A 23,630-nucleotide genomic window follows, 5' to 3' on the forward strand; every position below is an offset into this window, starting at 1 on the left:
TTCAAATATATTTGTATTATCAATAAATTTTGAAATAAAATAAGATAAGATCGTTATCTTAAGAAACCCTTTAGTTATCGACCACAGTTACTGCAGTGCGTTTTTAGTTAACAGAATGAGTTCGTGTCCAGATACTCCATATATAAAGAGAGTACCGCTGAAATGGAACTGCACCCCGTCTACCTTTTGGGGTGCAGTTCCATTTATATATTATTTTGTTTTTGAAATCTCAATTACTGCGCTTCGTCCTTTGTCAGTCGACTTCTTCACAGTTACTTTCAAACCATTTCTCGGTAGAATCTTACCTGATTCCGGACTAGCTGGGCTTGCGTAGTTATAACGATCATCGAAGGTACGGATCCCGGCCTGAGAAGGGTACTTCATCGCATAGGTTGGATACTTGATATTAATAGAAGATGTTTTGGTTGTACCAAAAGCTGCATCTGCTAACTGGAAGCGTGTAGGAGCTACAGTTCCATTATCCCAGTAAAGACCATTTTGATGCGAATCAACGACTCCAAGGAATCCTTCACCTGGGTGTTTACCTGTCATGTTATCTTCACCGTAACGGCCATCATAATACCATACGACCATACCTGGATCATACTTCAGAATGCTATCTGAACGACGGATATTTGCAAGTCCTTGATCCACTCCGTTATGAGTACGCCATTCGATCAAATAGTAGTTAGGGAATGGGGTAGGGGCACCATCAAATGTTTTAAAACCTTCCAATGTAAAAGATGGTTTTTCTTCTACATTATCTTGGAATACATTTTTCCCATCTGCTGTTACCAGAATGTTATCTACAACAAAACCTTCTAATGCTAACCCTACATCCGTTACGTAGTTAAACTCAACTTTAATCTTCTTACCAACAAAATCTTTCAGATCAAGTTGTTCATTTTCCCATTTTCCGTTAGAACCTGTAAAGGTTTTGATGTTAACAGGAGTAGGAGAGCCATCTGCATAAACATTTACGTATAAATAATCGTAATCTTGCTCAATATCTCTCCATGAATCAAAGCTAAGTTTTGACTCTGTAGCATTGGTTAGATCAATTTCAGGTGATGTCATTTTGGTATTTAATAAGTCACCTTTGGTAGAGAAGTAAGCCAATTTCCCCATAGGCTTTGTTATGGCCGGCTTTTCCACATCAGGCAAGTTTACTTTGATAAGCTTACCTTTCTTACCATCTTTCACTGCTTCATCGAGCTTAAATTGCTTTTTCTTCTTGCCTAATTTGTCCAAATCAACTACCTTTGGAGCTGGCCAATTCCCACCAAACGTTTCGTGGAAATAAAGTTTAGCCCATGGACTAATTCCTGTTGGCTCAGTACCTAATACCTTACCAGCCCAGCTACCACCAGACATCAGCGACCAATATTCTACAGGAGAACCAGATCCTGAATACCCTGTATCATATTCATCAGGCAAACCAATATTGTGACCATACTCATGTGCAAAGACACCTACTGCACCATCTTCTGGTTGAATAATGTAATCAAAGGCTTTCAAGTTTGTGCCTGGGATCTCAACTGGTTTGTCAGCGATAACAGAACGATGGGACCAAATAGCGTTTTCGCCAAGTTCGCCACCACCCGCTTCCTCACCCGTACCAGAGTGAACAATGAAGAGTGCATCCAAGATACCGTCTGACTCCATTACATTGCCATCTTTATCCAGGTCATATGGATCACGAACATCGTATTTTGCTTCATTGCCTGCGATTTGCTTTCCTACAGTCTCCAAAGTCTCTTTAACAAGAGCCCGTGGGTCAGCATCTTTGGCAGCACCTTTATGTCCACCATAGTAAGCTGCATCATTCTTTGCTTGAATCCATGGAGTTACCGTTCCATCAACATCCCAGAATCCTGATGACTGTTGAAGATAATATTGACGGAAGGAGGTGTACTTTTTACCTTCTGTTTTGAAACCATTAGCATTAAAGAGTAAATTCTGATAATGTTTTTGATCAAAATCTTTCACCCAGAAGTCATGAGGAGAATCTTGTTTGATTTGATTATGTTTAAAGTCCGGAAATTCAATTAAAGCAACAACACCATTTTCTTGATGTTTTGACTTTTTAGAATTCGAATCTAAACGGGCATTGTCTGATTCCTGTAGATTTTCGACTTCCTTTAAGGTTTTCTGCTGTTTTCCTTCTTTTCCTTTCTTAGCATCTTTACCAAACTTCGATCTGGTATCAATACCATCGGTTTTAGCAAAAGGAGTTTCCCCTTTTTTTACAAACTGCTCAACCGCTGTTTCAATTTCCTTCGGAGAAGCATTTTCTTTGATCTTGCCTTGCTCTTTTAGTGCTCGAATCAACTTATCTTGATTGACAATAGACCAATCAATATGGCCATCCTTAGAGGTATCTTTTGGGATAGCATTTACATTCGTTTGAAGTGCTGGGGTCGCGAATGAGGTAGCTACGAGAAATGAGGTAGTGAGTAAGGCAACGACCGATTTCTTGGTCTTCAATATAGAGCACTCCTTCTTTAACCTAGTAATATACTAAGATTAGTAATTGTTTTAATACTATATCATTATAGAGTGGAGTTAATTTATTATCAATAGATAATGTTATGATTTTTATGTTCAAAAACAAGAAAAGTCCACCAAATGGATAAGAAATAAACAATCCCCAGCTCTGGAGATGAGAGGGGATTGTTTATTTCTGTTCTTTACAGTTAGTGGAACAATATCCTTGATGTTCCTCCAAGCATTGCGGGCATACGATGTGACGCTGATCGCATGAGGTATTTCGACAGTTGATATATTGATCTGATTTTGTTCCACAATGATGACAGGTTGTAATAGTGGTGGGGTGAACACGATTGATCGGGACGGAAATCCGGTCATCAAACACGTAGCAAGACCCTTCGAACAAATCGCCTTGAACCTCGGGATCTTTCCCATACGTAACAATTCCACCATCTAATTGAACTACATCTTGGAAGCCTTCTTTTAGTAGGAAACCTGATAGTTTTTCACAACGGATCCCACCTGTACAATAGGTGAGAATCTTTTTATCTTTAAATTCATGCAAGTTCTCACGAACCCACTTGGGAAATTCGCGAGTAGTTTGTAAATCAGGGCGGATAGCCCCTCGAAAATGGCCTAGGTCGTATTCATAATCATTTCGACCATCAATGATGATTACATCGTCTTGCTGCAACAATTGATGGAACTCTTTTGGCGATACATGTTTCCCCGTCAACTGATTTGGATCAACATCGATCTCCGGATCTAAGTTCCAGGCAACGAGCTCTTTTCTAGGACGGACATGCATTTTTTTGAAGGCATGTCCGTTATGGACATCCACTTTAAATTGTATGTTTTTAAAAAGAGGATGGGATTTCATATATTCCATATAACGCTCGATATTTTCTTGTGTCCCTGATACAGTACCATTAATTCCTTCATAAGAGACTAAAATTCGTCCTTTTAGATGAATTCTTTTACAAAAATGTAGGTGTTCTTTAGAAAATTGCTCTGGACTTTCGATCGGCACATATTGATAATAGAGGATAACCAGATAAGGTTTCTCGGTATTTATATCGGACATTCTCATCACCTGCTTTTTTTAAAGTACAACTATATATGGTGACATAATTCAGTGGGAATCTCAATCACCTCATTTAAATTTCTTTTTTTATGCATTATATATGACATTTCTGTCGAAACTGAGTATAGGAGTGATGGAGATGCGATATGTAGCAGGTAACTGTCTTTGGACCGCTCAGACAACTGTTCCCAAACAATATCCATATTTAACAACTGATATTCAAACAGAAGTTGTTGTTATAGGCGGGGGACTCGCCGGGGCAATCACTGCCTATCAATTTGCAAAAGCTGGAATTCAAACTGTATTAGTTGAGAGGACCATTATTGGATATCTAAGCACTAGAGCTTCGACATCGATTCTCCAATATGAAATAGATACCAATATGGTACAGTTGCAGAGTATGTATGGGATTGATACGGCAGTTCGATCTTTTCAATTATGTTTTGATGCTGTATCCGATCTGGAACAGATTGTTCAGACTCTTGATGATGATTGTGAGTTTTCTCGTTCACCTTGTCTTTATTATTCACCAAAAAAGAACGATGTACGTTGGTTAGAGCGAGAATTTAATCTTCGAAGAAAGCACGGGTTTCCTGTAGAGTGGGTTCAATCAGAAGAAAACAATGAACATTTTTCTTTTCCGATTGCAGGAGGGATTTTATCCACCGGTGGAGCTGGAATGGTAAACCCATACAGACTTACTCACGCTTTGCTCCGAGCAGCAGAAAAAGCAGGAGTGCAGATTTATGAGAATACGGATATAGACAAGATTTATGACGAGTCCTCTAACGGTCAAACGAAAGTAACTACTCAGCACGGCTTCCATATAACAGCAAAGAAAATTGTCATCTGTACAGGATACGAGGCTAAGAACTTGATTCGTGGACAACGATTGGGATCATTGGCGCGTACTTTTAACATTGTCACTAAGCCTTATTCAGAGGTTCCTGGATGGTATGATCGGTGCATCATACGTGATACAGATGAACCTTATACATATGTTAGAGGTACAAAAGATCAACGAATTATCATCGGCGGAGAAGATGTAAATGCGGGTGGTGCGAGTAGTAAAATATCGAATCTAGACGATGAAGATCCATTAGTCGAGCAACAATATAGTCGACTACTAACCAAACTTCAAGAACTTTTTCCTCATTTACAGGTACAGCATTCAGATATTGAATTCCGATACCATGCACTTTTTAATAACACCAAAGATGGACTTCCCTTTATTGGTCAAGTGAACTACTATCCAAATTGTTACTTTAACTTGGGGTATGGAAGTAACGGAATTCTCTCTGTCTTAACTGGGTCTAAGTTGTTGCTCGATCTATATCAAGGAACAAGGAGCCCAGATTTAGATCTATTTGATTTTCAGCGATAACATGATTATAACCACCTGCTACATATGAATTGGCAGGTGGTTTGTTTGTTTTTTATGGGATGTGCGGAAGAGGAGAGAACTCTTTATTATCAATCAAGATATTCCGAACAGCTCCAGCAGATTTGTTGTTAGTCATCTGTATTTTATGATTAGCAAACCGCAATTTTGGAGAACGGATAATCGTTACGTCTTCTATTTGAAGAAATGAAAAGTCTCCCTGATTTAATTCAATAAACTGTTGCTCAATCCCCTCACAATGAATGTGGGAAATTAGAAATCTCTTTAAACGACCATAGTTAAAGAAGAGAGCTGAACAACAGTTCCGAATAAATGTGTTCCTTATATAGATTTGGCAATCATCGCGATTGTCATAATTACCAGCTGGGGATTGAAAAGCAATACCTCTTCGATAGCCTTCAATTGTACAGTTGCTAATTTGAGCATCCGTTTGAGCAGGGTATAGACGGATGCCAGCGTTTGATAACTTCGATAATCCCTTTTCGCTTCCTGAGCGATATCGAATCTTACATCCTTCGATAAACACTTCTTTACAGGGGGAGTAGAAATGGATTCCTGCATTACCAAAACCGAAATTGATAATTTCACAGTTCCGAATTTGAAATCCGTAAAAAGTAAGTTGAAGGGGAGAGGACTTATCAGGATTCCCTGAACTAATTGCCTGTGAATCGGCGACAATTCCTGTTCCGGCCGAATGAATAGCTCGGCAATTTTGAATCGTAATATCAGAGCTATAACCATTGTGACTAAGTAAAAAAGATGCCCCAGCGGCACAAACATCTACTACATTATCTATCAATGCTTCGCATGAACCTTCTAAGTCGACTGAGTGGCGCATTCCATATGTATATCCATCCCGAACGGTAATACCATTACAGCCGCCGAAAAATTGAACTCCATAACCTTGACCACCACCAACTACTTGCGGATTTGTAAATTCAAAACCCTCTACACGTGTTTGAATCGCTTTTCGCACCTGTACCCCAGATCCAGCACCCCTCGTACCTTGTATATTCATAATCTGAAGGTTACGTACATAGTTAGCATAAATACCCCTTCCGCAAGTTGATCCTTCTAACATCCGATACCGAAAGCCATCTATTTTTACATTTTCTACCGGATTTACTTTATATACATTTACTCCAGATGGGGCAGGGGACTTAGGTATACGTATATAATCCCGAAGCCATATTGTATTATTTTCGACAAAAAATACCTCATGCACTTCTGTATTTAAATCTGTGTGATGATCTTTATACCGTACAGAATCATCTGTTACGGCAATCATATCCCCCGGTTTGATATCACTTGGATTGGAAGAAAGAGTAATTTTGGGGTCACGCCGATTCGCTGGTTCGAGTAGGTGATAGGAGGCATCGTTTCGAGTTCCCTCGATGATCAAAATATCTTTGTTTTGAGCTGTGGGGATAAACTCAACAACTCCAGCGCATCGAATGTGAATCGACTTTTCAATGGTCAATGAATCAAGGTAATAAGTTCCGCTAGGGACAATTAGTTCACCACCATCTCGCAATGCTGAAATAGCACGTTGGAACCTACCGATATCATTTTGTTCATAAGAAGTTCGATTAACTTTACTGACTGAGATTCGGGACACTTGCAAAGTGCTCACCTCCAAAGAATACCAATAATAACTATATGTATATATTCAGCATATTAGTATACGATAGGGAAAATGAAGGAGAGATAATAGATATGAAACCAAAATTAATTAGAAAAGACAAACCAAGAAGATGATCATTTTATAACGATTAAACTTCCTGCGTCTACATATTTGATTTTCACCTCGAAATTAGGCCCAGTTTATCAAATTGTACCAGAAACCTGGAAGTTAATTTGGCAATGGTTCCATGAGCATGATATAGAGAGAGCCTTCACAGGGGATTTTGAATTATATGATGAAAGAAGTAAAGATCCCGAGAAAGCAGTTGTGGATGTCTTTATATCAATAAAACACCCTATATAAGGTTACAAAACAAATATTTTGTAACCTTATATAGGGTGGGGCGACAAAAATCTATATTAATAACAATACCTTTTATTTGATATCTAATTACTTTTACTTCTCACTAGATAAAGTTAACTATAGTTTTGAGAAATCAGAAGGATTTTTGCGAACTGAGGAATGAAAATAAGCCAACCATAGCAACTTACGTTAGTTCATATACAGACAGAAAGCTATATCATTTTCAATTGATCAATAGCCATCTGCTTGAAATGTATATACAACGCTTGTAACCACAATTTCTCACTGTTACTCAGATTAGGAACATGTATTAGATTGCCCACTCCGAAGAATGAATTAAATAACTCCCTCCTGATCCGTTTGCCCGGAAACAAAATAAAATAACGTTACAAAACATGGGTAACTCACCTCCCTCCAGATAAGTTACCCATGTCAATCAATTCACCTTGGTAATACGCCCTTCGATTTTTGCATGAAAAGGTTGTGGCAATTGTTTCACATACTCTACTAGACCATCTAAATCTGTCGGCCCTATAGTACGATGAGTTCCATTTACAAATTCAGTAAAATCATCACCTCCAGTTGCGAGGAAATAATTGGTTGTTACGGTGTAATGTTTTGCTAGATCAATCTCTGTTCCGTCTGATTTTTTCAAATTATATACCCTATTATCAGTAGGACGAGTACTATCCCATTTATAAGTCAAACCACTAATTTGCAACATACGAACCCGATTTGGATCTTGGAATTGTTGATTTAGCACTTTCCTTATTTGTTCCCCTGTAAGCTTCATCGATATAAGATCGTTACCAAAGGGCTGGATGGTAAAAAGATCCCCCCACGTCACCTTACCTGACGGCATGTCTGCACGAATGCCTCCTGGATTCATAAACGCAAAGTCAGTCGACATTTTCCAGCGCTGTGAATCTGCGATAAAGTTTCCGAGCGCTGATTCACCAGAAGTATTTTCTGCTCTTGTAATGATTCCCGAAGATTTCGCAACCTCTTTACTAATGATGGGAGCTACTTTGGCTTTCGCTTTCTCCACAATCTCATGTGTACGAGAATCAGGTGTTATGCCTTCATGATATGTATAAACGATCTCAGAAGATTTTTTTACAACGTCCTTCGTTCTCTTATTCACTACTACATCCACATCAGCAAAAGCATTTCCATAGCTACCAGCCTGTACAATCATCTTACCGTCCACTGTTCCGTTTAGATATGTATGACTATGGCCGGCAAAAACCACATCTACTTCAGGATCGAGCTTTTGGGTAATGTCTGCGATTGGGCCTGTAATCTTACCCGTAGTAGAATCCTGCAATCCACCTTCATGTGCTAAAACCATAATTGCTTTAACACCTTGTTTCTTTAGTTCCTTTACTTGCTGGTTTATTGCTTCCGCTTCATCTGAGAAGATTACATCTTTTATCCCTTCTGGCGTTACGACACTCGGGGTGGTCTGGGTAACAACTCCGATGAATCCAATCTTCACACCCTCTACTACTTTAATCGCATGTGGAGGAAGGATCGGCTTCTTTGTCTTCTTATCTAATACATTCGCTACGATATACGGAAAGTTCGCCCCTTTAAAGAATCCTGTCTTTGGGTGATATCCCCCATCAATTATTCGCTTTAACTCTGTTAAGCCTTCGTCAAATTCGTGATTTCCTACTGTACCCACATCAAAGTTCAACTTATTTAAGATATCGATGGTTGGCTCGTCTTGCAATAAAGCAGATGCCGGAGAGCTCGCCCCTACCACATCTCCAGCATGAACAAGTAGTGTATTCTTGTTTTGTGCCTCACGATGTTTGAGATGTGTAGCTAAGTATTCAGCAGTACCCGTCACTTTATCATTTGCCTTCCCAGATTTATCGATCTGCCCATGAAAATCATTGATACTGAGAATTTGCAAATTTAGATTCTGATCGCTAACCTCTACATTGGCTCCCTTATCAAAACCTGTTAGTAAACTAGCTGTAATTAGCACACCAGCCATAAATCCAATTGACGTACATTTGATCGGATATTTCAAAAATCTCACCTCTCCTTTATATTCACATAATTGCAATCCACTCTTTGATCCTGTATTTTGACTGCAATGTTTTCATTTTAGCAACAAAAGTAGTTATTTTCTATATTGAAGAATAATAATAACTATCGTGTTGCTCTACCATTTTTGTGGTAAGAGAAACATAATACCTAAAAAACCCCTCCGAGAGTGAATAAAGGCTCTCTAAGGGGTTTCATCCGTATTCTAACTAAGGAGGAAAAGTAAACTTTTTTATTTAGTATGGACCATTCGCGGTGGTCGTTAATAAGAAATTACCAGCTTGCATTTCCTAATTTTTAATTTATAAATATATGAGTGCAAAAGAAGGTAAATCAACTTACAATGTATCCTATGATTTGAAGGTGAATAAAGACACGGATAAATCCCTAGTTTTGAATCAAAATTAAATAAATTGATGATATAGCACACCCACCCTCTGAGGGAAGCAGAGCAAGAACCCTCTAAGTAAGCCATCTAGGAAGTGTACCTTGGGGGGAACACAAGATTCCAAGATAAACTAACAAAAAAACCTAATTCCTAGAGATGGTTGGGGGCTTCCCCCTATAGATTACTCCCTTGCCGGACGCACCAAGAAGAGTACTATTCCTCGATCAAGGAATAGTACTCTTCTTGGTGTTTGCATTATGAATAGTTTTCTTTTTTAATCCACTTTAGAAATTTCTCTTTAATCTTCATACGCTCATGATCAAACCAACCATTTTTCATCTGCTCCATCAGTTGTTTTTTTGTGATTTCTCCATTTCGATATAATCTACTTAACTCGTGGCGGACATGTTGAGATAGGTGTTCAAAATCATCCATGTAGGAGCCCCCTATTTTTTAAATCTGTATAGATGAGAGGGTATAATAGATAACTAAATAAAACAGCTCTCTCGATCTCTATTTGTTCATATGCATGAATCTCTCTGCCCGTCAGGGACATAACACCAATTCTCTTACTTTTATCAGGACCTGCATGAATCGGGATGCATAGCAGGCTACGATATTGCTTCGTTATTAGTTCAATTCTCTCATACTCAATCGAATCTTGTTCTGTGTCTGGAATGTAGTAGATCTTATTAGTCCTCCAACACCGTCCTGCGGCACTTCCGTCAATGATCGGCTCATACTCTTTTACCCGAGGAGAATGCCCGCTAGAGTGTACGTAATGACTTAATTTTTCTGTGGAATTAGGATGTTGTACGTGAATCACAATCCTAGGATTTTTCTCTCGGAATCCTTTTAGACTATTAATTAGATAGTCCAATAAATAATCAAATGTATCATCCCGATTTCCTTCAAATTCCTTTGCTGCTGCTATCGCGGCCGCTACCTCTTGGGCAGCATACATCACTTGACTCGTGAAGTAGGTTTCATCATCATACTTACTATCTAACTCCGTAAATAAATTCTGGATTTCGGTTAGCTTTTTTGATTGCTCTTGGATCACTTGGATATATTGACTGTTTTCGTCTCTTGCTAATGTCAACTGTTCCTGTAACTCCATTTTTATTTTTTCTGTTTCCTCGATTGATTCCTGATCAACAATCTTTCTCCCGAACCAGTCAATATTCCCTCTAGATAATCGGTAAAAGTAAATTAGAACAATGATCATTAAGGTGCCTGCCACTAGAAACGATAAAAAATCAAAAAACCAACCTCCATTTGCATCAAGAGTTTTAAAAAACTCAAAAATGGCATCCCAGTTCATCTTCACTCCCCCTTTCAAAGCAGAAACAGAAACGAAAAGTATTTTAAATTAAATATTCCCTATTTTCTTAAAAAATAACGCGAAATGATTAAGATGATTTCGCTTTTGTATAACATATGTGAGGAAACACACGATAGTATCGTGAAGTGAGTAAGAGGAGTCAAAAAATATACATTTTTATATAGTTATACAATGTAGCAAGGAACGAAATGGTTAGCCCTCTTTCTGACTTATCTAGAAAGAGGGCTATATGCTGGGTATTTTAATCAGTCTTTAACATGTATATCAGTGGATAGCTGGGCTTGAGTATGTTGAGATTCCTTCAAGTGTTTTAATACTGATACAATAAGAAAGCTAACAATCACTAATAAGAGCCATGAGCTTACCTTCCCCAGATGAACAGGGCTCCACGCATCAACTTGATTTGGATATTTCCAAGCCCCGAAAAACGTTGCGATATTTTCGGCTACCCATATAAAAAATCCGATTAACACAAAAGAAAGTCCCATTGGCATGCGGTAACGAGTTCCATTAACCTCGTATATAACCCATGATTTCCAAAAGACTATAACGACAAGCGCGGATAACCACCAACGTACATCAATCCAAAAATGGTGAGTAAAAAAGTTCAAATAAATGGCCGTGGCAATCGGTACTACGATTAATAACGATGGCCGTCTAACCAATTCAACATTAAACCTCCTCCATGCCTGACAAAGATAACTTGCTACACTCGCGTACATAAACCCACTATACAATGGTACTCCGAACATTTTGAAATATCCTTCCTCTGGATAAGACCATGAGCCCATGTGAACTTTAAAAAGTTCAAGAGTAAGTCCGATAATATGAAATAAAGTGATCACTTTTAGTTCATCCCGAGTCTCAAGCCCAGAATAGATCATCCACCACTGCATCAATAGGCAAATAATCAGAAGCCAGTCATACCGTGGTAAAAAAGGGAGCGGCACCATTTGTGTAAGTGCCAGAGCTGTAAAAATAACAGCAGGAAATAAACACGATAGAGCCTGTTCCCAGCCAAACCTAACGAGCTGTCTTAGTGCTCTCATATCCGTATCTCTTCTTTCTTTATTCAATCTCTTTGTATTCTAAGATATCTCCTGGCTGACAATCTAAAGCCTTACAAATCGCCTCTAAAGTGGATAATCGGATGGCTTTTGCCTTTCCGTTTTTCAGGATAGAAAGATTAGCCATCGTAATTCCCACTCTCTCCGAAAGCTCTGTTACACTCATTTTTCTCTTAGCCAGCATTACGTCAATATGAATGACTACCGCCATTACTACCCCACCTCATACCACTAAGTCATTTTCCGATTTTATATCAATAGCGTCTTGCAAAAGCCTTTGCAAGACGTTAGCGAATACTGCAATTACGGTTGAAGCAAAGATAGGAGTCATCCCCATTATCATAACAAAGCCTGGGGCATCATCCTTCCTAGCTACGAGATAAACAAATGGTAGGACGATCGTATACAAACCGCCGATAATAATAGCGCAATACTTTATATGTTGTAAGGCGGTAACGAATATTTGTGAAAAAGCTTTATTCTGGTCGATATAACTTAAAAGCTCAAATGCCTTATATAAGGCAATATAAAACGGAATTGCTGATCCATATATACCTACTAAGATAGGATACATAGTGTAGGCGTAATCTGAGTTGAATGGGTTTTGAGCAAACCAAACCAAACCATATAAACATAACGCAAGAACGGGAGTTCCGATCAGAAAAATAGCTATCTTTAAAAATAGCGTTGGACGATGATTCATCACAAAGGCACCTCACTGTTTTATTGTTAATGAGATTATAATACATGATTTATCGTTTTACAATAAAAAAATATTGTTTTGTATTACTTCATCAATTTTTTCATCGTGGCGAGTAGCTCATCTACAACCGCATCGTCCCCAGCTTGGATTCTCTCGATCACACAACTCCTCATGTGTCCTTCTAGTAATAATTTGCCTACACTATTTAAGGCAGCTTGAATAGCCGCTACTTGATTTAGCACATCATCACAGTATACATCTCGATCGATCATGCCTTTTACTCCGCGAATCTGCCCTTCAATCCGATTTAATCGAGAGACCATATTTTTTTTCATCTCATCCGAATGATGGCTCTTACGCCCTTCCTCTTTCCCACAACATGATTCAGTATTTACTACCAAATTTTCATCTTTCAACATGATCACCTCTTCCTCTTGTATCTAGTATACCCTGTATAGGTATGGAAGCCAAAAAAGCAATTTTTTTGCTATACTAGAAGCAAATACACTTACGAGAATGGACAGATCCTGATGAAACAAAAAATTGTCTTATTTGATGGCGTTTGTAATTTTTGTAACGACCGGGTACAGTTTCTTCTAAAGCATGATAAGAAAAAACAACTCCATTTCGCTCCTCTGCAATCGAATTTTGTGCGAAATTGGGTTTCAGAAAAAGGAATCCAGCTAGAAGATAGTATGTATTTCATAGATGGTAAAATACTCTATTCCCACTCAACAGCCGTTCTACGAATTATTAAGGAACTAGGAGGGTGGTGGAAGTGGTTGTACATACTAATCCTCATACCAGAGTCTATTCGGAATAATCTTTATCGTCGTTTTGCGAAAAATCGGTACCGCTGGTTTGGAAAAAGCGAGGTATGCATAATTCCTTCTCCAGAAGTACGTAATCGCTTTTACCTATAAACAACCTCCTTCAGCAAGTTGAAGGAGGTTGTTTATAGGAGGTTGCTACAAAGACATTTTCAAAATCGCTAATACATCATCCTGCCTCAACAGATGATAACGACCAACTAATCCTGACGGGCTGATCTTAACAACCTTATCAGCCATTAGCTGAATCTTAGAGTCATCGATGTTGTAATCAGCTAGGCGGCTCGGAGCTCCTATACTATCCCAGAAATGGCGTAACTCTTTGACGGCGTGTTCTGCTAATTCCACATCTGACTTACCAGCTGGATCAATGCCGAACACTCTAACAGCTAACTGTTTCGCTTTACTTGTGTGCCCTTTTTGGATTGCGTACTGAATCCAGTTCGGGAAGATAATCGCTAGACCGCCACCGTGAGGAATATCGTACACAGCAGAAACGGCGTGTTCGATGCCATGTGTGGCCCAGTCCCCAATCATTCCTTGGTTTAATGTACCATTAAGAGCAATCGTGCCACATTGCATGATGGTCTCCCGAAGTTCATAATTTTGCAGGTCTTTTAGCAACTTCGGTGCTGTCTCAATTACGGTAGATAAAAGTGATTCCGTCATTCTCTCTAGTAAAGGAGTATTGGGGGACGGACTAAAGTAATGCTCCAAAGCATGAGACATGATATCTACAATCCCGTAGATTGTTTGATCTAGAGGTACTGTAAACGTATGTGTCGGATCTAGGATGGAGAACGTAGGAAACACGTGAGGAGAGCCCCAACCAATCTTCTCGTTTGTCTCCCAGTTCGTAATCACAGACCCTGGATTCATCTCAGAGCCAGTTGCAGCTAAAGTGAGTACGACCCCGAACGGAAGTGCACCTTGGGCAGTTGCTTTCTTTGTAACAATATCCCATATATCTCCGTCAAACTTCGCTCCTGCCGCAATTGCTTTCGTAGCATCGATGACACTACCACCTCCGATAGCGAGGATAAAATCAATATTCTGGTCCTTACAGATTCGAATTCCTTTATGTACTGTTGTTACACGCGGATTAGGCTCAATCCCCGCGAGCTCAAATACCTCTGCATCTATTTCACGTAGATATCCCATCGCTTTATCATAAAGACCACTTTTCTTGATACTCCCACCACCATAAACCAATAAAACCCGTTTACCATACTGTGGAATCTCATTCTTCAATTCTGACAAACGATCTTTCCCAAAGATACATTTCGTCGGGTTATACGCTACATATGACTCCATATGATGTTCACTCCTTCTGCGTTGTCTTCTCAGATGTTAAATCGTTTGTTTCTTTAGATATTCATTCCAAAAGCGAAGATCACCCGCAACTCGCCCGTCTGCTTGGACGGTTTGGGGTTTTGATCCACTCCCGATCACGTATCCGAGATTTTCTATACCCATAAAATCATAAATCAACGCAAACTGTTGTACAAGAGGTAGAGCTTTTTGATAAACGCGATCCCCACCTACTATTAAACTAAGAGCTTTCTTTTCGGACATGATCTTACGAAAATCATAACGTGGATCACGCAAGCTTTGTGACCAACGATCTACAAAATTTTTCATGTGACCAGACATTCCGTACCAATAGAGAGGGGTTGCAAAGATCAAAATATCTTGATCCAAAACTTGACTGATAACCGCATCATAATCATCATCAACAGGTCTGAATCCTTCGGGATCATGTCTTTTATCTATAATCGGGTTGATCGTATACTTTCGTAAATCTACAAAACTTGCTTCGATCCCTTCTAATAGCGATGCTACCATATATTCTGTATTTCCATTATCTCGAGAACTTCCATTAAGCGCTAAAATCTTCATTATGATTTCTCCTTTATTTCTCAGATTATCCACTTGGATTAATTCTTCAGTTGTCTAGAGAGTCCCTTCTGGGCCTATTGATAGTTTACCCTTTTTTTCATTTGATTTTATGTATGAATCACATTTTATGTTAGAATGTTAACCTATGATGAGAATATGTTGTAGTTAGGATGAAAATCAATGAATTCAGCAAATCGCCTCACAATGACCACTATGGGCTCTGTTCAATGGTTGGTCTTTTTATTAGCAAATGCATTAGCTCTTCCGGTTGTAATTGGGGGTGTGTTTCACCTCAATCATGTAGAAGTTGCAGAACTTATGCAGAGAACTTTTTTTATCGTCGGCCTTTCTTCTTTACTACAAGGCTGGTTAGGTCACCGTCTTCCGCTATTAGATGGTCCTGCTGGCATCTGGTTAGGAGTATTTATTGGAGTTGGTGGACTAGCCTCTGTGCAAGGAACCGACCTAAAACTTACTCTTCAATCTCTCGAATTTGCCATGATTGTAAGTGGGCTCATCTTAGTCTTTACTGGATGGATCGGTTGGTTTCAAAAGTTGCTGTTTCTCTTTACTCCTTTAGTAACGGGATCCTATCTCATGGTACTAGCGATTCAATTAAGTGGAACATTTATGCAAGGGGCCTTAGGAATTAGCAAGAATCAACCAACACCAAACTTGCTAGAAGCTATGATTTCCATTAGCATAGTCGTTCTGGTTTTTTCCCTCTCTACTTGGGGAAGAGGATGGTTTAAAAGCTTTGCGGTTCTAATCGGGATTGTGTTAGGTTGGAGCGCCTTTACTTTCATTGGATATCATGCGGATGCTCCTTCCATTACAGGATGGTTTCAACTCCCAACACCATTTGCTTGGGGGATGCCTGTATGGAACGGAGGCATGATGATCACAGGGATTTTGGTTTCATTTGTTCTCATGTCCAACACAGTAGCAAGTATCAACGCAGTACAAAAAACGATTTCCGAGACGACAAACTCTTCTTCTAAAGCTCTGAATCGAGCTGGTTTGATGGGAGGAGTGACTAACCTGTTAAGCTCCGTATTCTCGACAGTAGGGATGGTACCACTTTCGGTTGCAGCGGGCTTTATACGAATGACTGGACAAAAAGAAAGAAGGCCTTTCTTGATCGCATGTGGCGCGCTTGCTTTATTTTCTTTCTTCCCCATCGTTACTGGATTTCTCGCACAACTACCTGGACCGATCGCCTATGCAACCCTTCTCGCGGCGTTCCCGACTATGTTTGGATTAGGATTAAATACCGTTCTTCAGGAGCCATTGGATGCAAGAAGAATGACAATTTTAGGGATCGTTATTTCAGTTGCTGTTGGAATTATGTCACTCCCAGAGAAATTTTTTCAAGTTATGCCCACCATCTTACAAAATATAGTTGGAAATGGTTTATTAGTCGGGATGATTTTATCGATCCTACTGGAATTGATTTGGAAATCGAACAAGAGGGGGTGATTAACCCCTCTCAGACTGCGGACAAACCTCTTCTAAACTTACTGTTCAGAAGAGGTTTGTCCGCAGTCTGAGATAGCCTGTAACAAAAGGCTATCTTCTTTTTATACAACTATCTCATTTTGTTGTTGATGCTGCTCACAAATATGTTGTGTTAGGTTAGTGAAAAGAGAGAAGTTAGGGAATTTGGATAGCTTTACTCCATAAAACGGCTCATCTTGTTTATTTACAAGGTATACCATGCCATTTTGCAAAGTAATACCTCCAAAGTTAGACCAGTTTATGTATCCATCAGGGATGCGTATATAATCAACATGCAGAGAAATATCATCAAAATGTATCTCTTCCCCTTTTGATAACGCCTCACATAAACCGTCCAGATGCCAACTACTTACTCCCCGTTCTATCTGCTCCATCAATTCCTTAGCATCTATCAACCGCCTACTTGATAGAGAAATTTCTTCATCATGATCTAGAGAGTCGATTCGTAAAGTGTGAATGATTTTATCTTTTCCAGATTTCTTCTGTTTCCTCCTAATTTCCCAGTAAATCCGATCTATTCTTGAATAGGGTAATAAAAGGGCTTTTTTACGATTCAGTACGATAATCCCATTTTGATACAACCTAACTTTTTCGCTAAGATCTTTTCCTTTCCATAGCATCATCACAAAACCAAACAGACCACACATCCCGGTAGCAATAATCCGGCTGATTTGGAGCACGTCTGGCTTTCCTTGTTGTGCTTTCCAAGTAAAATACACACATCCAGCACTCATTAAAATGGCAACTAGGCCATACAAAAGTGAAATGGTAATTACTTTTCCCTTATGAACAGAGTATAATTTTCCTTTGTCTCCCAGTTGTGAATCATCATACTGGCTCATTTTTTCTGCCCCCTTGGCAACTGGAATGATAAGAAATTTATAGCAAATATCATGTTTCATGTAAAGAGTAATAAAAAGAGTTTCACAAATAACAAAATTATATCATACAACCGTTCATACAATCGCAACAAATATCTTTAATTAGAAATGAATATCCCTTTCATAGTTGATACTATAGTACTAGATCTGTAATGAGGAGGATGATAAAGATGTTTCGAAACACGATTGACCAATTACGGATTGTTGGATTTATTGAAGGAATTTCCTTCTTACTTCTTCTGTTTATCGCTATGCCTCTGAAATATATGCTTAACCAACCTTTGGCTGTGACCATCGTGGGGGGATTGCATGGGGTTCTTTTTGTCTGGTTTATGATCGTCTTGGGCGTTGTAACCTTACGATACAAATGGTCTGTTAAGAAAGTAGCTGGAGCTATACTTGCTTCTATCATACCGTTTGGAACTTTTGTTCTAGAGAGAAAACTTCGCGATCAAGTATAAAACAAAAAAATCCCGGGTATGTGTGCACACTCGGGATTTTTTTGTTTTATTTACTCGGTTTTAGTGTAATCAAAACTAATTCAGGACGACAATTAAATCGAATCGGCATGCGGGTCATTCCAATGCCTCGAGTTGTATAAACTTGCATAGAAGAGTTTTCCACTTGATATAAACCATCTATATATTTTTTTGCATGGGGCGGGGTGTGAAGTGCTCCGATAAATGGAACTTGAACTTGTCCACCATGACTATGTCCAGATAATTGCAGATCAATTGGATGCTGACAAAACTCATCTGCAAAATCGGGCTCATGAGCTAGCAAGATGTTACAAGTATTCTTCGGTACGCCATTTAGTGCACGAAGAATATCTGCGCCCCCCACCCACGGATCATCGACTCCTACCATATAAATAGAATCCGATTGCTTTTTTATTTGCCTATTTTCGTTATGTAAAATAGTAAAGCCTGATTTGGTTAGCACTCGATTCACTGACTCCCGATTGCCCCAATTATCATGATTTCCGAGTACAGCATACTTTCCATAAGAAGCTTCTAATTTGCTCAGGTAGCGAGTTGTTTCAGATACTCCAGTTGAGTGATGATCGAAGAGATCTCCAGTGAAGCAAATACAATCTGGTTTCAGAGACTGTATCTGCTCAACCACAGTTTCTAAATCTTTAGCTTCCAGATGAAATCCTAGATGCAAATCACTAAAATGACAGATTCGAAATCCTTCAAATACAACTGGCAAATGAGGAATCTTGATCGTAATAGTAGTTGTTTCGATCGAATACGGTTCAATCCAACGAGAGTAAGCCCCCGACACACCTAAGGCACCAATCGTTCCTAGTGAATAGTACATGCTTTTCTTAAGGAAACTCCTTCGGCTGATCTTTCGATTCGCTTTCATTCTATTCGATTCACCTTTCTACAGAGTTCCGTGGGCCAATCAATATACCACTTCATCAAACCACTGAATGACTCTTTTTTCATTAGAGGACTTGATCGCTAATTCAATTGCATGAATCACTTCTAAGGCCTCTGTTGGATGAACTGGCAAGGCAGCACCATCAATCACTGCATCATACACCTCATCATAAAAGCGATCATAGTTTCCTGCAATACTGGGAACCGGGAATGTTTCTTGCTCTCCACTTACAGGATCAATAATCGTCGTTACTTCTGCAAAGTTACCTTCTTCTTCCAAACCCCATCTTTCGTCGGTGGGAGTCATACCTGCTTTTAGCTGTTCCTCTTGAGTATCTAATCCAAACTTACGGAAACTTCCCTTTAGGCCGTGTACCTCAAGTTTTGGTCCTGGCTGAATCACGAGTGATCCAGCACTTAGTTCAACTCGTAAGCCTGTCTCATACCCAAAAATGATATGGAAGTAGTCAGGAGCAGTAGAACCAGCCCGTTGCGATTGCACATCTGCCCAAACGGTTAACGGAATACCAAATAAAATAAGTGCTTGGTCGATTAGATGAGATCCTAGATCATACAGCACACCTCCTCCAGAGAGGGAATGCTCTTTCCAACGCTGTGTTACCTCTGGACGATATCGATCGAAATGTGCTTTATACGTATGAATTTCTCCCAGTAGCCCTTGGCTCATACACTCCTGTAAAGTGAGGAAATCTGAGTCCCAACGGCGGTTTTGGAAAACAGATAGGATCAGCTCCTCTTCACGAGCTAATTCGATTAAATCCTTCGCCTCTGCAGATGTAACCACAAAAGGCTTTTCTACAACAACATGCTTTCCACTTTGTAGGGCGGCTCTGGCTAGAGAATAGTGAGATTCAGTAGGTGTACAAATAACGACAAGGTCAATTGTATAATCCTCAAAGATTTCTTCTGCCGAATAGGCTATTGCGACTCCAGGTAGGTCTGTTTCGACTTCCTCTCGTGTTGTCAACACTTTTACAATTTCATAACCTTCATTTGCTTTCAGAAGTGGAGCATGAAATATTTTTCCAGATAATCCATAACCGATTATTCCAACTCGTACCTTTGCTATGCTCAATGAGAGAGCCTCCTCATTCAATATATAGGTACATTATATATAAAATTTCAATGCATGCCATATCTAGTCTCTCTTTATCTTGAAAGGTATTGAATGATGCCATCCACAATTCCGGATGCCGATTTCGTTTGGAATTCTTTTGAATTCATCCGTACTTCATCACTTTCATTTGAGATGAAGCCTAATTCTAGTAAGATAGCAGGTATCGAATTCTCTCTAAGAACGAGATAGTCACTCCCCTGAACTCCGCGATCATTCGTATCAATCTTTTGATTAAAAATAGCTTGTTGTACATACTTTGCTAGTTTCCTATCCTCTAAGCGAAGCGGAGCATAGTGAGTGGTAATTCCTTTTACACTAGGGTCTGTAAAGGCATCATGGTGAATACTTACATAAAGGTTTGCATGATTCTTCTTCGCCACATCTACACGAGCTTGAAGCTCTTTTTTTTGATCTATCTTAGGGAGTAAGCTAGCATCTGTGTCTCGCGTTAAAATAACCTTCGCATCCGTTCTTTTTTCCAACTCTTTTTTTATGTTCATTGCTACTTTTAAGTTAAGGTCTTTTTCGATGGTTCCGTGTGCTTTGCCTTGTGCTCCGTGATCTCCTCCGCCATGGCCTGGATCAAGTACAATAACTTTTCCTTTTAAACGGAGATCCTCTGCCGTCACTTGATGAAATATATCTAAATCTAAAAATTGGTAACCAATTCCAAGGGAAAATATAAGAAGTAAGATAGAAATAATGATTTTCTTCATAAGTAATCTCCTTTACTTGTGCTAAGGAGATAATAAAAAACTCATATAAAGATAAGATGCAGATGACATCAACATGAGTTAAAGAACACTAACAAGCTTGTGGAAATTTTATCCTGCATGCTTGTTTTCACTGTGAAGACCATGAAGTAGTACCAAAAAAATCTAAGCCACTTTAGCATATGGCTTAGATTTTTACTTTTGTTAGATAAAAATAAAACAGGACTCCATCTTTTGTATTTTGTACGCCATAGGGAGCACCGTGCAATTCTAGGATTTTTTTAGAAATAGAAAGGCCTAACCCAGTTCCTCCAGTCGACCTCTGGCGAGCTGCATCAGCACGGTAAAAACGTTCCCAAATTTTATCAAGTTGCGCTTGAGGGATATGAGCTCCTTTGTTTTCCACACATACTTTTACACAGCCTTTTTCTATGATAGTGGAAGTAACAATTCTTTCTCCCTCCGGGGTATAACGGATTGCATTTGTTATAAAGTTGGTGAGCACCTGTTCAATTCGACTTTGGTTAGCCATTACTTTAACGTGATGTAGATTCTTTTCTATCTGTAAATGCTTATTCTCCATACTCCCTATCAATTGATCACAAATTTGATCCATTGATTCATCGATATAGAAAGATTGCATTTCTAGCTTGTACGTACCTGATTCAAACTTTGCTAGCTCCAGCATGTCCACGATGAGTAGATCCATCTTATCGACTTCTTTCTCCATTGCATTGAAATAGTGATCTTTCTTGTGTGTTGCCACTCCATCTCTTAGTATAGAGACACAGCTTTTCATGATGCTTAAAGGCGTTTCCAGCTCATGGGACACACCTGCAATAAATTCTTTTCGCGTATTCTCCAACTGTTTTTCCTTCTCGATTTCGTCTTGCAGTTTTTCAATATAAGATTGTAATTTATTAGATAGCTCATTAATATTTGTTGATAAATCCCCAATCTCATCCTTTGAATCGACCGAAATCATCTCAGAAAAATCGAGATGTGCGATCTTTTTGGTTGTTTCATTAATTTGGAGAAGAGGTCTCGCAATTTGTTTTGAATAATAAAAGGAGAGGAGTATGGTGAGAAGAAGCACCAAGATAATCAGGTATACATAATATCCTTTTATCATCTGAACTGCCTCATTAACAGGTTGTAAGGAGGTCATAGCAAATAAATAATTGGTTTTGCCATCTGGATCCAGAATAGGTTGTGTTAATACTTTGTAGGTGACACCACTTTCTTCATAGTTCTCCACATAGTACTGACCTTGCCCATGATTCCTGACAACGTATCCATCCCGATCGGACAGAGATCCAGTCGTTATTAAGCTACTTTGAAAACGTTTCATTCTTTCAAGGAAAATTCGATTTGTGTAAATGAAGCTGGAGGCTGAATCACTCTTAGGGAAATGGACTTCTTTGATAGTCCCTCTGATTACAACAAAATTCGTTTGTTTTAACTTGTCTAATTTCCCTGCTAATTGCTCATTAGCTATGTCCTTTGTTGAAAATAGCTGTGATGGAGTAAAAATATTGTCTTTTTCAACACCTCGAATGGTAATATGATTCCCCACCACTAAGTTAGATTGGCTCTTTTCATCATCAACATGTACCAAATGATACATAGGTATCCGAATCATTTTTCGGGGATACTTCGTAAGATTAGGAAATATTTCTTTCTGTACTTCGACTTCTATAGAGAAATCATTAGCATATTTCATATTTCCTTGTTGATCTAGCGTTGTTATCCATATGGCATAGTCTCGATAGAACCCCTGTTCAAGGGACCTGATCTTAGAGAAATCGCCTTTTGCTTCTACGTATTTCTTACGAAAAGCTGAGACTCTTTCTTTCAAATCAGTTTCTTTTTGACTTTCATAATATCGTTCAAAAAACACCGTCTGCCCGATGAAAATGGTTGCAATAATCAGCATACATAACCCGGTTGTAAATAAAAATAACTTAAAAACGATTCCTTTTTTCATGTTCTTCCCTCAAATTTATATCCTACGCGAACGACGGTAACAATATGTTGAGCTTTATCCCCTAATTTGTGACGCAGGTTACGAATATGACTGTTTACGGTTCGATCATCGCCAGCAAATTCATAGCCCCAGATTTTTGTAATCAGTTGTTCTCGGGTGATGATAATTCCTTGATTTTGCATTAAATATAATAAGATTTCAAACTCAGTATGAGTCAAGTTAATGGATTCCTCGTCTAGCGTTACGCTTCGAGATGGGATGTGAATTCCAATTCCATCGATGTGTAATGTATCATTCTTTACTGGCTCTACTACTGAAGAAGAGTATCTACTCTCTATAAGTCGTTTTACCCTTGCTAATAAGATGGGGGGACTGTAGGGCTTTGTTACATAATCATCTGCACCCAACTCAAAACCAAGTAGCGTATCGTCTTCATCCGCGCGGGCTGTTAACATGATAATCGGTATATTGGATGTCTTACGGATTCGTCTACATACAGACCACCCATCTAATTGTGGCAACATAATATCGAGAATAACCAAATGGACGTCATGATCCTCAAAATGGGATAAAGCTTGTTTTCCATCTGCCGCTTCTAGAACAGTATAGCCTTCGTTTAGTAAGTAATCCTTAATAATTTCACGCAAGATCTCTTCATCTTCTACCACCAAAACTGTTTTTTTCATATGTAATTTCTCCGATATCTCTTCATTTCTTTTATGATAACCATATTATAACGCATCAAATCAGGC

General features: G+C 39.0%; 22 protein-coding genes and 1 pseudogene. 5 read left to right on the forward strand and 18 right to left on the reverse strand.

Annotation, left to right across the window (positions count from 1 at the left end):
* Positions 1–210: 210 nt before the first annotated feature.
* Positions 211–2,487: an immune inhibitor A domain-containing protein gene (locus tag BLU58_RS05760; protein ID WP_093291272.1), complete on the reverse strand. Its 2,277-nt coding sequence runs from the start codon at positions 2,485–2,487 to the stop codon at positions 211–213.
* Positions 2,488–2,677: 190 nt separating this feature from the next.
* Positions 2,678–3,565: an oxygen-dependent tRNA uridine(34) hydroxylase TrhO gene (locus tag BLU58_RS05765; protein WP_369813686.1), complete on the reverse strand. Its 888-nt coding sequence runs from the start codon at positions 3,563–3,565 to the stop codon at positions 2,678–2,680.
* 148 nt (positions 3,566–3,713) lie between these two features.
* On the opposite strand from BLU58_RS05765, the gene BLU58_RS05770 reads away from it, so the two are divergent.
* Positions 3,714–4,958 carry an NAD(P)/FAD-dependent oxidoreductase gene (locus tag BLU58_RS05770; RefSeq protein ID WP_176786514.1) on the forward strand — a complete coding sequence of 415 codons (1,245 nt, stop codon included), beginning with the start codon at positions 3,714–3,716 and terminating at the stop codon, positions 4,956–4,958.
* A 52-nt stretch (positions 4,959–5,010) separates the two neighbouring features.
* On the opposite strand, the gene BLU58_RS05775 is transcribed toward BLU58_RS05770, so the two are convergent.
* Positions 5,011–6,594, reverse strand: a complete 1,584-nt coding sequence (locus tag BLU58_RS05775) for a right-handed parallel beta-helix repeat-containing protein (protein ID WP_369813687.1) — start codon at positions 6,592–6,594, stop codon at positions 5,011–5,013.
* 138 nt (positions 6,595–6,732) lie between these two features.
* Here BLU58_RS05775 and BLU58_RS17265 point away from each other — a divergent pair.
* Positions 6,733–6,963 (forward strand): annotated as a pseudogene (locus BLU58_RS17265) (GyrI-like domain-containing protein); the annotation flags it as partial.
* Positions 6,964–7,399: 436 nt separating this feature from the next.
* On the opposite strand, the gene BLU58_RS05785 reads toward BLU58_RS17265, so the two are convergent.
* The 7 genes from BLU58_RS05785 to BLU58_RS05815 all read right to left on the reverse strand — a co-directional run bounded on the left by BLU58_RS05785 (position 7,400) and on the right by BLU58_RS05815 (position 12,943).
* Positions 7,400–8,968, reverse strand: a complete 1,569-nt coding sequence (locus BLU58_RS05785) for a bifunctional metallophosphatase/5'-nucleotidase (RefSeq protein WP_093291312.1) — start codon at positions 8,966–8,968, stop codon at positions 7,400–7,402.
* Positions 8,969–9,664: 696 nt separating this feature from the next.
* Positions 9,665–9,844, reverse strand: coding sequence for a hypothetical protein (locus BLU58_RS05790; RefSeq protein WP_093291277.1), 180 nt, complete (start codon positions 9,842–9,844; stop codon positions 9,665–9,667).
* Positions 9,837–10,733 carry a GAF domain-containing protein gene (locus BLU58_RS05795; protein WP_093291278.1) on the reverse strand — a complete coding sequence of 299 codons (897 nt, stop codon included), beginning with the start codon at positions 10,731–10,733 and terminating at the stop codon, positions 9,837–9,839. Before BLU58_RS05795 ends, BLU58_RS05790 begins: the two co-directional genes overlap by 8 nt.
* Positions 10,734–10,999: 266 nt before the next feature.
* Positions 11,000–11,803, reverse strand: a complete 804-nt coding sequence (locus BLU58_RS05800; protein WP_093291279.1) for a DUF817 domain-containing protein — start codon at positions 11,801–11,803, stop codon at positions 11,000–11,002.
* Positions 11,804–11,822: 19 nt separating this feature from the next.
* Entirely contained in the window at positions 11,823–12,032 is a 210-nt protein-coding gene (locus BLU58_RS05805) for a helix-turn-helix domain-containing protein (RefSeq protein ID WP_093291280.1), read from the reverse strand.
* A 12-nt stretch (positions 12,033–12,044) separates the two neighbouring features.
* Complete coding sequence (locus tag BLU58_RS05810; protein ID WP_093291281.1) at positions 12,045–12,524, reverse strand: DUF2975 domain-containing protein; 480 nt, start codon at positions 12,522–12,524, stop codon at positions 12,045–12,047.
* Positions 12,525–12,607: 83 nt separating this feature from the next.
* Positions 12,608–12,943 carry a metal-sensitive transcriptional regulator gene (locus tag BLU58_RS05815; protein ID WP_093291282.1) on the reverse strand — a complete coding sequence of 112 codons (336 nt, stop codon included), beginning with the start codon at positions 12,941–12,943 and terminating at the stop codon, positions 12,608–12,610.
* 111 nt (positions 12,944–13,054) lie between these two features.
* On the opposite strand from BLU58_RS05815, the gene BLU58_RS05820 reads away from it, so the two are divergent.
* Positions 13,055–13,447, forward strand: a complete 393-nt coding sequence (locus tag BLU58_RS05820; protein WP_093291283.1) for a thiol-disulfide oxidoreductase DCC family protein — start codon at positions 13,055–13,057, stop codon at positions 13,445–13,447.
* Positions 13,448–13,492: 45 nt separating this feature from the next.
* Here the strand turns inward: BLU58_RS05820 and BLU58_RS05825 are convergent, their stop codons facing one another.
* Positions 13,493–14,668, reverse strand: a complete 1,176-nt coding sequence (locus BLU58_RS05825) for an iron-containing alcohol dehydrogenase (protein WP_093291284.1) — start codon at positions 14,666–14,668, stop codon at positions 13,493–13,495.
* 36 nt (positions 14,669–14,704) lie between these two features.
* A complete protein-coding gene (locus BLU58_RS05830; protein WP_093291285.1) occupies positions 14,705–15,253 on the reverse strand; it encodes a flavodoxin family protein in 549 nt (182 codons plus the stop codon).
* A 180-nt stretch (positions 15,254–15,433) separates the two neighbouring features.
* Between BLU58_RS05830 and BLU58_RS05835 the strand changes: the two genes are divergently transcribed.
* Positions 15,434–16,732 (forward strand): purine/pyrimidine permease, encoded by a 1,299-nt coding sequence (locus BLU58_RS05835; protein ID WP_093291286.1) that lies wholly within the window; start codon positions 15,434–15,436, stop codon positions 16,730–16,732.
* Between the two features lie 101 nt (positions 16,733–16,833).
* Here BLU58_RS05835 and BLU58_RS05840 read toward each other — a convergent pair whose 3' ends face one another.
* Positions 16,834–17,613 (reverse strand): DUF6585 family protein, encoded by a 780-nt coding sequence (locus BLU58_RS05840; RefSeq protein WP_093291287.1) that lies wholly within the window; start codon positions 17,611–17,613, stop codon positions 16,834–16,836.
* 209 nt (positions 17,614–17,822) lie between these two features.
* Here BLU58_RS05840 and BLU58_RS05845 point away from each other — a divergent pair, with 209 nt between their 5' ends.
* Positions 17,823–18,113 (forward strand): DUF3817 domain-containing protein, encoded by a 291-nt coding sequence (locus tag BLU58_RS05845; protein ID WP_093291288.1) that lies wholly within the window; start codon positions 17,823–17,825, stop codon positions 18,111–18,113.
* A gap of 46 nt (positions 18,114–18,159) precedes the next feature.
* Here BLU58_RS05845 and BLU58_RS05850 read toward each other — a convergent pair whose 3' ends face one another.
* The 5 genes from BLU58_RS05850 to BLU58_RS05870 all read right to left on the reverse strand — a co-directional run bounded on the left by BLU58_RS05850 (position 18,160) and on the right by BLU58_RS05870 (position 23,564).
* Positions 18,160–19,023, reverse strand: coding sequence for a metallophosphoesterase (locus tag BLU58_RS05850; RefSeq protein WP_093291289.1), 864 nt, complete (start codon positions 19,021–19,023; stop codon positions 18,160–18,162).
* A gap of 39 nt (positions 19,024–19,062) precedes the next feature.
* The gene (locus BLU58_RS05855) at positions 19,063–20,136 is read right to left on the reverse strand and encodes an oxidoreductase (RefSeq protein WP_255404620.1); all 1,074 of its coding nucleotides are present in this window, start codon (positions 20,134–20,136) and stop codon (positions 19,063–19,065) included.
* A 74-nt stretch (positions 20,137–20,210) separates the two neighbouring features.
* The gene (locus BLU58_RS05860) at positions 20,211–20,894 is read right to left on the reverse strand and encodes an N-acetylmuramoyl-L-alanine amidase family protein (RefSeq protein ID WP_093291290.1); all 684 of its coding nucleotides are present in this window, start codon (positions 20,892–20,894) and stop codon (positions 20,211–20,213) included.
* 184 nt (positions 20,895–21,078) lie between these two features.
* Positions 21,079–22,878: a sensor histidine kinase gene (locus BLU58_RS05865; RefSeq protein ID WP_093291291.1), complete on the reverse strand. Its 1,800-nt coding sequence runs from the start codon at positions 22,876–22,878 to the stop codon at positions 21,079–21,081.
* Entirely contained in the window at positions 22,875–23,564 is a 690-nt protein-coding gene (locus BLU58_RS05870) for a response regulator transcription factor (protein WP_093291292.1), read from the reverse strand. The genes BLU58_RS05865 and BLU58_RS05870 overlap by 4 nt, the downstream gene beginning before the upstream one ends.
* Between the last annotated feature and the right edge of the window lie 66 nt (positions 23,565–23,630).

The organism is Thermoactinomyces sp. DSM 45892, from assembly GCF_900107305.1.
GTDB lineage: Bacteria > Bacillota > Bacilli > Thermoactinomycetales > Thermoactinomycetaceae > Baia.